This is a genomic window from Ruegeria sp. AM4 (assembly GCF_056540665.1).
Genome location: NZ_JBQFXD010000017.1, coordinates 87,878 through 97,919, shown reverse-complemented (window position 1 = coordinate 97,919; position 10,042 = coordinate 87,878). Strand labels below are relative to the sequence as shown.

Genomic DNA, 10,042 nt, shown 5'->3' with positions numbered 1-10,042 from the left:
CCGAAGCCGAAGCCGAAGCCGAAGCCGAAGCCGAAGCCGAAGCCGAAGCCGAAGCCGAAGCCGAAGCCGAAGCCGAAGCCGAAGCCGAAGCTCAACCTGCGCCGGTCGAGGAAAAGGTCGTCGAACGCACGGTTGAAAAGCGCGGCGGGTTTGTTCCTGCTCTGATCGGCGGCGTCGTTGCGGCGGGGATCGGGTTTGCTGTGGGCCAGGGCGGTCTGTTGCCGGGAGGTTCGAACACGTCCGAGGCACTTGCTGCGCTCGAGACAAAGCTGGCCGCGCAATCGGATCAGATCGACCAACTGACCAAGGCGCTGGGGCAGATCCCCGACAGCTCCGGCCTGTCCGATCAGATCAAGACCTTGTCCGACAAACTGACACCGGTCGAAAGTGATCTGAGCGCGGTGAAATCCAGTGTCGATACGTTGAGCGGGCAGGTTGGCCCGCTGGGGGATCGCCTTGCGGCGCTCGAAAAAGCGCCGATCGAAGCCAATATCTCGCCCGAGACGACTGCCGCCTTTGAGGCCGAACTCAAGAAACTGCAGGAGTCGCTGACCACGCAGCGCAGCGAAATCGAAAAAATGGTGTCCGACGCGCAGGCATTGGAGGCCAAAGCCGCAGCCGAAGCGCGCGCCGCGACCAACACGGCGCTACTGACACGATTGCAAGGCAAGCTGGACGCTGGTCAGCCCTATGACGATCTGGTGTCCGAGCTTCAGGCCGGGGGTTTTACTGTTCCGGACGCACTGAGCGCGTCGGCAGAGGATGGCGTGGCCACAATCTCGGCGCTGAGTGCGAGTTTTGCTCCGGCGGCGCGGACGGCGCTGGCAGATGCCCGGGACGCGGACAAGGGCACGGGTCTGGTTGCCTTTCTGCAACGTCAGACCGGTGCGCGGTCGGTGACGCCGCAGGACGGCGATGACCCGGATGCAATTCTGTCGCGCGCGCAGGCCGCGCTGGCAAGTGGGGATGTCTCGGGCGCTCTGACCCTGGTCGGCACCTTGCCCGACGCGGCAAAAACGGCCATGGCCGACTGGGAAAAGGCGGCTCAGGCCCGTCTGACTGCGGTGAATGCCGTAAATTCGCTTGCCGCAAGCGTGAACTCGAACTGAAGGACCTGCTATGCTGTGGTCATTGTTAAAGATCCTTGTTTTTGTTGCGATTATCGGCCTTCTGGCCATGGGTGCCGGGTTCCTGATGGAATCCAGTGGCGGCGTGCAGGTCACCGTCGCAGGGACCGAATACACCCTTGGACCTCTGCAATCGGCCATCGCGCTGGGCCTGCTGGTCTTTGCGGTCTGGCTGTTCTTCAAATTGCTCAGCCTTCTGGTTGCGACGCTCAAGTTTCTCAACGGCGATGAAACCGCGTTGACGCGGTATTTCGACCGCAGCCGCGAGCGGCGTGGATATCAGGCGCTGGCCGATGGGCTTATGGCGCTGGCATCGGGCGAAGGGCGCGCTGCGATGTCCAAAGCCCACAAGGCCGAACGGCTGCTCAACAAGCCCGAACTGACCAACCTGCTGGTGGCGCAGGCTGCGGAAATGTCGGGTGATACCAAAAAGGCCGAAGAGACTTATAAGAAGCTGGTGACCAACAACGCCACGCGCTTTGTCGGTGTGCGCGGCATCATGAATCAAAAGCTGGCCGAGGGCGATGATGAAACCGCCCGCAAGCTGGCGGAAAAAGCGCTGGCCCTGAAACCGCGACATGCCGAAACTCAAGACGTGCTGCTGAACCTGCAAACCAAAGCGCAGGATTGGGCGGGTGCGCGGTCGACGCTGACGTCGAAACTGAAAGCGGGATACCTGCCGCGCGATGTGTTCAAACGCCGTGACGCTGTTCTGGCGTTGTCCGAGGCGCGCGGCATTCTGGACGACTCCGCCACGGTAGAGCAGCAGGAAAAGTCGATCGAAGCCAACAAGCTTTCGCCCGATCTGGTGCCGGCGGCGGCCATGGCTGCGCGTGCCTATATCGAAAAGGGCAAACCGCGTGCCGCCACCAAAATCCTGAAGAAAGCGTGGGAGGTCCGGCCACATCCCGATCTGGCCCACGCTTTTGCCGAAATTGCGCCCGACGAAACCCCGGAACAGCGGGTCAAGCGTTTCACGGCACTGACGCGTATCCACCCGCAGAACCTGGAAACCCGACTTATCCTGGCCGAGTTGAACATCGTGGCCGAGGATTTCCCCGAAGCCCGACGCGCCCTGGGTGATGTTGTGGAAAATCAGGCAGATGCGCGGGCCTACACGCTGATGGCGGCGGTCGAACGGGGCGAGGGCTCGGAAGACACTGTGGTGAAGGGCTGGCTGGCCAAGGCGTTGAACGCGCCGCGCGGTCCGCAGTGGGTCTGCGACAATTGTCACGACATTCAGCCCGAATGGGGTCCGGTCTGCGACAATTGCGGCAGCTTTGACACGCTCAGCTGGCAGACGCCCAAGACCACCGAGATTGCAACCGCGACCGGCGTTCATATGTTGCCCTTGATTGTCGGCGCACTTGAGGATCAATCCGAGGACGAGGCTGAGGACGCCGAAGGCTCCGACTCAGATGATGTGATTGAGGCGAATGCCGAACCGGTCGAGGCCGACACCCAGAAACAAGCCTGATCTGCACGAATAGTGCTGGGGGTTACGCCCGATGCCGGCGTTGCGTCAACCAGCGTTCACAGGATTCCTTCGGCCTGCAGGGCGTCGATCTCGGCCTCAGACAGTCCAATTTCGGACCAGATTGTTGCGTTGTCCGCGCCAAGAACCGGTGGTGCAGTTTGCGGCATCCTGCGTTCACCATCCGTGACAACCGGGCTGCCAGCCAGCCGCAGCTCATGGTCACCAAATGGCAAGGACCCAATTAGCCCACGGCCTGAAAGTTGTGGATCCGACAGCGCCTGGGGCACTGTCAGGACCTGCCCGGTTGGCACGCCGATCGCATTCAACTCGCGCACCCAGTCGCGGGCAGGGCATTTGCAAAGTGTTCGCTCGAGTTCCGCGCGGAGCGCTTGTCGGTTCGCCTTGCGATCGTCGCGTGTCAGGTAATCCGGGTGGGTCAGCAAGTCGGCGCGATTCAGATGCTTGGCAAGTGCCTGCCATTGCTCATCGCGATTGGCGGCGATGTTGATCGGGCTGTCGGACGTGGCAAAGGTGCCGGACGGGGCCGAGGTTGTATTCTCATTACCATGCGCGGCGGGGGTGACGCCGCCGACCAGATAGTTGGAAACAACCCACCCCATGGTCGACACGACCGCTTCGGTCATTGCGACGTCTAGAAACGTGCCGCGCGGGTTGGCGTTCAGCGCCGCGCAGATCGAAAAAGCGGCGGTCAGCCCGCCAACGGTGTCGGCCAGCGGGTACCCAACGCGATAGGGCGCAGTGTCTGGTCCGCCAGTGATCGACATGACGCCGCTGAGGCCCTGAACGATCTGGTCATAGGCCGGATCGTCCCGGCGTGGCCCGTCTTGTCCGAATCCGCTGATCGCGCAATAGATCAGTTTGGGGTTTTCGGCGCGCAGAACGTCGTATCCCAGCCCCAGCCTGTCCATCACGCCGGGCCGGAAGTTCTCAACCAAAACATCTGCGGTTTTGACGAGACGCTTGAGCAGGGCTTTTCCCTGGTCGGCTTTCAAGTCCAGCGTGACGGATTTCTTGTCCGCATTCTGGGCCAGAAAGCTGATGCCCATCCCGGCCTTGTTGCGGTCTGCATCGGCCCCCAGCACGCGGGCCAGATCGCCGGTACCGGGGCGTTCAACCTTGATCACCTCGGCACCCATAAGCGCCAGTTGATAGCAACAATATGGCCCCGCCAGAACGTTGGTCAGGTCTAGAACCCGGACCCCGCTCAGTGGCTCAGTCGCCATCGGCCACCCCGGCGGCTCGGGCCTTGGCGCGGCGCGCGCGGTAACTTGGCAACAGCACCAGCAGAACCGCAATCAACAGCAGGCCAAGGGTCATCGGGCGTTGCCAGATGAAGGCGATACCATCGTACAGCTGCATGGATCGTGCAAAGTTGTCCTCCATCATGCCACCAAGGATGAAGCCAATCAGCAAGGGTGCCAGCGGGTAATCGGCGAATTTCAGTGCGGTCGCGCAGACGCCGAATCCGACCAGTATCAGCAGTTCTGTAGCATTGTTCTGGCCGATATAGGCCCCCATCAACGTGAAGAACAAAATGAACGGAATCAGATAGTTGCGCGGAACAGCCAGGATTTTGGCGATGTAAGGGATCAGCGGCAGGTTCAGGATCAGCAGAACGAGATTGCCGATGAACATCGACATAATCACCGCCCAGAAGATCTGTGGCTCATCCAGCATCAGACGCGGACCGGGCGTCACGTTCAACGCAATCAGCGCCCCCAGCAAAATGGCCGTCGTGCCCGAGCCAGGAATCCCCAGCGTCAGCAGCGGTACAAAAGACCCGGTACAGGCGGCGTTGTTCGCGGTCTCTGGCGCGGCCAGACCTTTGATCGAGCCTTTGCCGAACTCTTCCTGTTCCTCTTTCGGGGCTATGTTGCGCTCGACCGCGTAGCCGAGGAAGCTGGCGATTGTTGCGCCCGCCCCCGGCAAAACGCCGATAAAGAAGCCCTGAACCGATTGCCGCCCGATCACGGGTGCGATGGCCTTGGCCTCTTTCCTGGTGATGCGCAGATCCTTGATTTCGCCCTCGTCACCTTGCAGGTCCTTGGGTTTGAGGACCAGAAACAGCGCTTCGGGCAAGGCAAACATCGCCATGGCGAGGGTAATGAACCCAAAGCCCGATTGCAGGTCCATGATCCCCATGGTGAATCGCGGCAGGTTGAACAGAGCGCCCTCGCCCACCGTTGCCATGATCAGTCCCAGAATGGTCATGATCAGGGCTTTGGCCACCTGGCCCGAGCCTGCGAAGGCGGCGATGGCCGACAGGCCGACGACCATCAGCGCAAAATACTCTGCCGAATGGAATTGCAATGCGACTGCAGACAGGCTGGGGGCGAAGACCATCAGCAGGATGGCACCCAGCGTACCGCCGGCGAAACTGGCAATCGCTGCAACGGTCAGCGCCTTGCCCGCCTTGCCCTGACGCGCCATCGGATAACCGTCGAAACTGGAGGCCACGGTCCCCGCGACCCCCGGCGCGTTCAGCAGGATCGAGGAGGTCGAGCCGCCAAAAATAGCGCCATAGTAGACGCCCGCCAGAAGGATCAGCGCGGCGGACGGATCGCCCATCGAAATGGCGACCGGGATCATGATTGCGATGATCGACATCGGGCCGAGACCCGGCAGCATGCCGATAAATGTGCCGATCAGGCATCCCGCGATGACCATCAGCAGGTTTTGGATTGAGAATGCCGTTTGCAGGCCGATCAGAAGTCCTTCGAGCATGTCAGCCTCCAAAAATGCCCGGCAGGGGGCGCATGTAAATCCCAAGAACCTGCTGAACCAGATACCAGACGAACCCGGTCGCTATCAGCGCCACAGGCAGCATGATGTGCCATTTGCGTTCACCCAGAATGTAAGAGCCCAGGATCAGGAAAGCGGATGTCGCGATCAGAAACCCAACGGGGCGCAGGCACAGCGCGTAGACAACCATCAGAACCAACAGCGCAATGGCTTGACCCAGATGGTAGTCGCCAAGACGGCGGTAATCGATTTCCGCCTCTTTCAATTCGCTCTTTTCAAAGCCCAGCAGGATGACTGTCGAGGCAACGATACCCAGAACAGACAGCACTTTGGGAAAGGTGCTGGGCCAGATGGGGTTTCGTTGCATGAAGGGAGGCAAGCTGCCATCCATCGTGAACCAGGCGGCGTAGCCATATGTCAAACAGATGCCCAGCAGAACGAGCGCGATCCAGCGATCCAGCGCCATGGTGTCCCCTCCCTTGAATTCTTATTGGTGATGGCAGAGCGGATGAGCGCTCTGCCAAAGGTGTCGTCAAAGGAAGCCCAGCTTCTTCATCAGGTCGCTGATCTGCTTTTCCTGCTCTTCAAGGAACGCGGAAAAGTCGTCACCCGAGTTGTGGATGTTCACCCAACCATTGCGCGCGCGGACCTCTTCCCATTCCGGCGTGTCGTACATCTTGGTGATGGCATCCTGATAGGCGACCAGCTTGTCCTCGGGCAGCCCGGGGGCGGCGAAGAAACCGCGCCAGTTGACGAAAGTGGTGTCGATCCCCTGTTCCTTCATGGTCTGCGCGTCAGGTGCTGCATCGACACGTTCCTCTGCGGTTACACCGATGATCTTGACCTCGCCTTGATTGGCAAGATCGACGGCTTCCGAGAATCCGGTCGAAAGTGCGGCGATTTCACCCGACAGCAGCGCCGCCATGGCTTTGCCGCCTGCATCATAGGGAATGTACTTGACGCCCAGCGCGTCCTTGCCAGCCGCTTCCATCACCATGGCCGCAACCAGATGGTCCATGCCGCCTGGCACCGAACCGCCACCGATCGCCGTGGCGCCCGGGTCGGCGTCATAGGCCGCCAGCAGGTCCGCCATTGAATTGATCGGGCTATCCTTGCCGACAACAATCGCGGCATAGTCACCGATCGTTCCAGATACCAGCGTCAGGTCGCGGAAGTTGTGCGGGAAAACGCCGGTCAGCGAACGGATCACGATGGGCGTCGAGTTGACCATCAGCGTGCCATGATTGCTTTCGGCGTTTTCGATCAGATAACCGATGGCTTTGCCTCCGCCACCGCCGGACATGTTCTCGTAGGACGCAGTGCCCACAAGACCGGCGTTGGTCAGCGCCTCGCCAGTGCCGCGTGCGGTTCCGTCCCAGCCACCGCCGGCACCGCCGGGGATCAGAAAGTGAATGCTGTCAACGACCTGATCCTGCGCCAGCGCAGGTCCGGTCAGGCCGATAGCGGCCACAGCTGCGATCAGGGCACGACGGCCCAGTTTGAGTGTTGTCATGATCTCCTCCCATTTGACAACTGGCCGCTCGGCGGCTCAGATTATTCCGAACCTAAACACATGAACCTGACATCAACCTGTCATGCGCAAAGATACTTTTCGGGGCTGATGAAATTCCTTCTGGTTGAAGACAATCTGGATCTGGCAAACGCCATGTGTGCTCGCATGCGACTGGACGGTCATGTGGTTGATCATGCTGCGAAATTGGACGACGCGACAGCCTTTGCCGAGGTCGAGGAATACGACCTGATCCTGCTGGATATCATGCTGCCTGACGGCGATGGGCGTGACTTTCTGGAACGTCACCGCGCCAGTGATCTGGACACGCCTGTCATCGTTTTGACCGCGCGCAGTCAGGTTTCGGATCGAATCGGCTCGCTTGATCTGGGGGCGGATGACTACGTGACCAAACCCTTTGATCACGCCGAGCTTGAGGCCCGCTGTCGCGCCGTTCTGCGTCGCCGGTCCGGAATTGCGAAGTCGCGGATCGAGCTTGGCGGCATTGTTTTTGATCCGGTGGCAGGGCACCTGATTGTCCGGGGCGACACGATTTCGCTGCGGAACCGCGAACTGCGGATGATGGAGCTGTTCATAAATGCCCCCGGACAGGTGTTTTCGAAACAGAAACTGGCCGACCGGTTGTTTTCTTACGATGACGACGTCTCGGACAACGCGATCGAGGTCTATGTTGGACGGTTGCGCAAGCATCTGGAAAGGTCCGAGTTGAAGATCACCACGCTGCGCGGGTTGGGTTACAGGCTGGACCATGGCAGCTAGTCCCACTGTCTCTGGATCGCTACGGAACCGTCTTGTGCTGACCCTGATCGGCGGGGCTGCGATTCTTGCGATCCTGTTGTTTTTTGCGGTTCGCAGCTATGCAATCCGCGTGGCGCAACAAGGGCAGGACAACATCCTTGGCGCGTCGGTGGCTTCGATCCTCGATGCGGCGGCGCTGCGGGATGGGCAGCTGGAGGTCGATATTCCCTATGCTGCGTTTTCGATGCTGACCACCCCGGCCGATGATCGCGTTTTCTATGCAATTTTTCAGGATGGGAATTTTGTTTCAGGCTATGAAGACCTGCGGGTTGCCACCGGGACGGCAGATGGAAGCTGGAGCTTTCAGGCCGGTGAGATGCGCGGTGAACAAATCCGGCAGGTCAATGCAGGGCGTACGCTTGTGGGACTGGGTAAACAGACCCGGATCGAGGTGGTGCTGGCCCAGACGCAAGACGCACTGGCCGAAACTCTGGATCAAATCTCGCGCAATGCGGCCTTGCTGGGACTTGGCTTCTTTTTGCTGACGGCCGCCATGTCGGTTTGGGTGACCTCCACAACGATCGGGCAGTTCAACAGGCTGACAACTTCGGTAACGCGGCGTGGTCCGCAAGACCTCAGCCCGTTCCGTAAACCGGTGCCGCGCGAAATGGCCCCGCTTGTTGCCTCGCTGAATTCGCTGATGGGACGGTTGGATCAATCCCTTAGCCAGTCCGAGGATTTCATCGCCGAGGCTGCGCACCGGGTGCGTACGCCGCTTGCCACGGTCCGGTCCTATGCCGAAGCAACGCTGCATCGGGTCGAACGCAAGGAAAACCGCGAGGCGCTGCGCGCCATGGTTCGCGCCATCGACGAAAGCTCGCGCGCGGCGGGGCAGTTGCTGGATCATGCCATGATCACCTTCCGCGCCGATCACCTTGAACGGGAAGATATCGACCTTGTCGCCCTGGCCCGAGATCTGGTGCAGCGCCTGACGCCGATTGCCGAGATGAAGGACCTGTCGCTGTCGCTGACCGGTGATACCACGGTTCCATATTCCGGCGATCCGATCCTGTTGCAGAACGCGGTGCGCAACATGGTCGACAACGCACTGAAATACGCACCATCCGACAGCACGGTCGAGATCAACGTTGCAGCCAATCCGGAAACAAAGATCACCGTCACCGATTCAGGCCCCGGCTTTCCACCCCATCAGATTGACATGCTGACGCGACGGTTCGAGCGGGGACAGAATGCCGAAGGGACCATCGGCTCGGGTCTCGGCCTTACCATCGCACAGGACGTGGCGGTTGCGCATGGCGGCGCGCTTGAGTTGACCAACCAACCCGAGGGCGGCGCATGCGTTACCTTATCGCTCTGATCCTGTGGCTGCTTCCCCTGCCTGGATTGGCAGAGGACTGGGAGGATCGCCAGATATTTAACGAAGACGCCGAAGGCGCGCGTCTGCGCATTCTGTCCAGCACTGACACGGTTCTGTTTGCACCCCTTATCCGCGACTTCGTCGCCGAAAACCCGTCGATCAGCGTCGAGTATCTGGTCTCGGGCACCGCCGATATCAACGAACGCGTGCGCGCAACGCCGGACGATTTCGATGTGGTCATTTCAAGCGCCATGGACCTGCAATTGAAGCTTGCCAATGACGGGTTTGCGCTGCCGCTGGACAACGTGCCGGTGCCCGCCTGGGCGCAATGGCATGACAGCCTGTTTGCCTTCACCACCGAGCCCGCGACCATCGTTCTGAACCGATCCGCCTTTCAGGATCATCCTATTCCGCAGACCCGTCAGGGTCTGATCGAAGCGCTGCGCGAGCGGCCCGATGCGTTTCGCGGCAAGATCGGCACTTACGACGTGCGGCAGTCGGGGCTTGGCTATTTGTTCGCCACGCAGGATGCGCGGGCGTCCGAGACCTATTGGCGTCTGATGGAGGTCATGGGCAGTCTGGACACGCGCCTCTATTGCTGTTCCGGCGACATGATCCGCGATCTGGCCGACGGGAAAATACTGGTGGCCTACAATGTTCTGGGCAGCTACGCCGCAGTTCAGACCGAAGGCACAGACGCATTGACGGTCATTCTGCCGACCGACTTTCAAACCACGATGATGCGAACGGTCATGGCCTCTGCGACGACCAAAGTGGCCGATGCTGCCGAAAGCTTTATCAGGTTCCTGACGACCAGAGAGTCCACGCGACCAGATAGCAAACCGGCGCTTCCGCTTTTGTCGACCACGGATGCCGCGACCGAGCGCGAGGCAATTGGTCTGAACCCCGCTTTGTTGACGTTTCTGGACCGGCTGAAACGTCAAAAGTTCATCTCGGCCTGGGAAAACGCGGTCATTCAATAGTTGATCTGGCAAACACTCTTCTTTGTGGAAATATCGACAAACCTG

General features: G+C 60.3%; 9 protein-coding genes. 5 read left to right on the top strand and 4 right to left on the bottom strand.

What is annotated here, in order from left to right; translation table 11 throughout:
- Together ACR0JA_RS21730 and ACR0JA_RS21725 are read left to right on the top strand one after the other, a co-directional pair.
- A partial coding sequence (locus tag ACR0JA_RS21730; RefSeq protein ID WP_480579591.1) for a COG4223 family protein occupies positions 1-1,109 on the top strand: 1,109 nt, incomplete at its 5' end.
- 10 nt (positions 1,110-1,119) lie between these two features.
- Complete coding sequence (locus tag ACR0JA_RS21725; RefSeq protein ID WP_480579589.1) at positions 1,120-2,604, top strand: heme biosynthesis HemY N-terminal domain-containing protein; 1,485 nt, start codon at positions 1,120-1,122, stop codon at positions 2,602-2,604.
- A gap of 56 nt (positions 2,605-2,660) precedes the next feature.
- On the opposite strand, the gene ACR0JA_RS21720 is transcribed toward ACR0JA_RS21725, so the two are convergent.
- The 4 genes from ACR0JA_RS21720 to ACR0JA_RS21705 form a co-directional block, all read right to left on the bottom strand.
- Positions 2,661-3,848, bottom strand: a complete 1,188-nt coding sequence (locus ACR0JA_RS21720) for a CaiB/BaiF CoA transferase family protein (RefSeq protein ID WP_480579587.1) — start codon at positions 3,846-3,848, stop codon at positions 2,661-2,663.
- Positions 3,838-5,349, bottom strand: coding sequence for a tripartite tricarboxylate transporter permease (locus ACR0JA_RS21715; protein ID WP_480579585.1), 1,512 nt, complete (start codon positions 5,347-5,349; stop codon positions 3,838-3,840). Before ACR0JA_RS21715 ends, ACR0JA_RS21720 begins: the two co-directional genes overlap by 11 nt.
- A 1-nt stretch (position 5,350) precedes the next feature.
- Positions 5,351-5,833 carry a tripartite tricarboxylate transporter TctB family protein gene (locus ACR0JA_RS21710; RefSeq protein WP_480579584.1) on the bottom strand — a complete coding sequence of 161 codons (483 nt, stop codon included), beginning with the start codon at positions 5,831-5,833 and terminating at the stop codon, positions 5,351-5,353.
- Between the two features lie 66 nt (positions 5,834-5,899).
- Positions 5,900-6,880: a Bug family tripartite tricarboxylate transporter substrate binding protein gene (locus ACR0JA_RS21705; protein ID WP_480579583.1), complete on the bottom strand. Its 981-nt coding sequence runs from the start codon at positions 6,878-6,880 to the stop codon at positions 5,900-5,902.
- A gap of 108 nt (positions 6,881-6,988) precedes the next feature.
- On the opposite strand from ACR0JA_RS21705, the gene ACR0JA_RS21700 reads away from it, so the two are divergent.
- The 3 genes from ACR0JA_RS21700 to ACR0JA_RS21690 are packed head-to-tail and all read left to right on the top strand — an operon-like array spanning position 6,989 to position 9,997.
- Complete coding sequence (locus tag ACR0JA_RS21700; protein ID WP_480579597.1) at positions 6,989-7,657, top strand: response regulator transcription factor; 669 nt, start codon at positions 6,989-6,991, stop codon at positions 7,655-7,657.
- The gene (locus ACR0JA_RS21695) at positions 7,647-9,014 is read left to right on the top strand and encodes a sensor histidine kinase (protein ID WP_480579581.1); all 1,368 of its coding nucleotides are present in this window, start codon (positions 7,647-7,649) and stop codon (positions 9,012-9,014) included. Before ACR0JA_RS21700 ends, ACR0JA_RS21695 begins: the two co-directional genes overlap by 11 nt.
- Positions 8,993-9,997: an ABC transporter substrate-binding protein gene (locus ACR0JA_RS21690; RefSeq protein WP_480579579.1), complete on the top strand. Its 1,005-nt coding sequence runs from the start codon at positions 8,993-8,995 to the stop codon at positions 9,995-9,997. The genes ACR0JA_RS21695 and ACR0JA_RS21690 overlap by 22 nt, the downstream gene beginning before the upstream one ends.
- The last annotated feature ends 45 nt before the right edge of the window (positions 9,998-10,042 follow it).

What these genes read in the sequence shown, in the direction of transcription:
- ACR0JA_RS21705 (WP_480579583.1), bottom strand. Translation starts at nt 6,880, where the DNA reads ATGACAACACTCAAACTGGGCCGTCGTGCCCTGATCGCAGCTGTGGCC.
- ACR0JA_RS21700 (WP_480579597.1), top strand. Translation starts at nt 6,989, where the DNA reads ATGAAATTCCTTCTGGTTGAAGACAATCTGGATCTGGCAAACGCCATG.
- ACR0JA_RS21710 (WP_480579584.1), bottom strand. Translation starts at nt 5,833, where the DNA reads ATGGCGCTGGATCGCTGGATCGCGCTCGTTCTGCTGGGCATCTGTTTG.
- ACR0JA_RS21690 (WP_480579579.1), top strand. Translation starts at nt 8,993, where the DNA reads ATGCGTTACCTTATCGCTCTGATCCTGTGGCTGCTTCCCCTGCCTGGA.
- ACR0JA_RS21695 (WP_480579581.1), top strand. Translation starts at nt 7,647, where the DNA reads ATGGCAGCTAGTCCCACTGTCTCTGGATCGCTACGGAACCGTCTTGTG.
- ACR0JA_RS21715 (WP_480579585.1), bottom strand. Translation starts at nt 5,349, where the DNA reads ATGCTCGAAGGACTTCTGATCGGCCTGCAAACGGCATTCTCAATCCAA.
- ACR0JA_RS21720 (WP_480579587.1), bottom strand. Translation starts at nt 3,848, where the DNA reads ATGGCGACTGAGCCACTGAGCGGGGTCCGGGTTCTAGACCTGACCAAC.
- ACR0JA_RS21725 (WP_480579589.1), top strand. Translation starts at nt 1,120, where the DNA reads ATGCTGTGGTCATTGTTAAAGATCCTTGTTTTTGTTGCGATTATCGGC.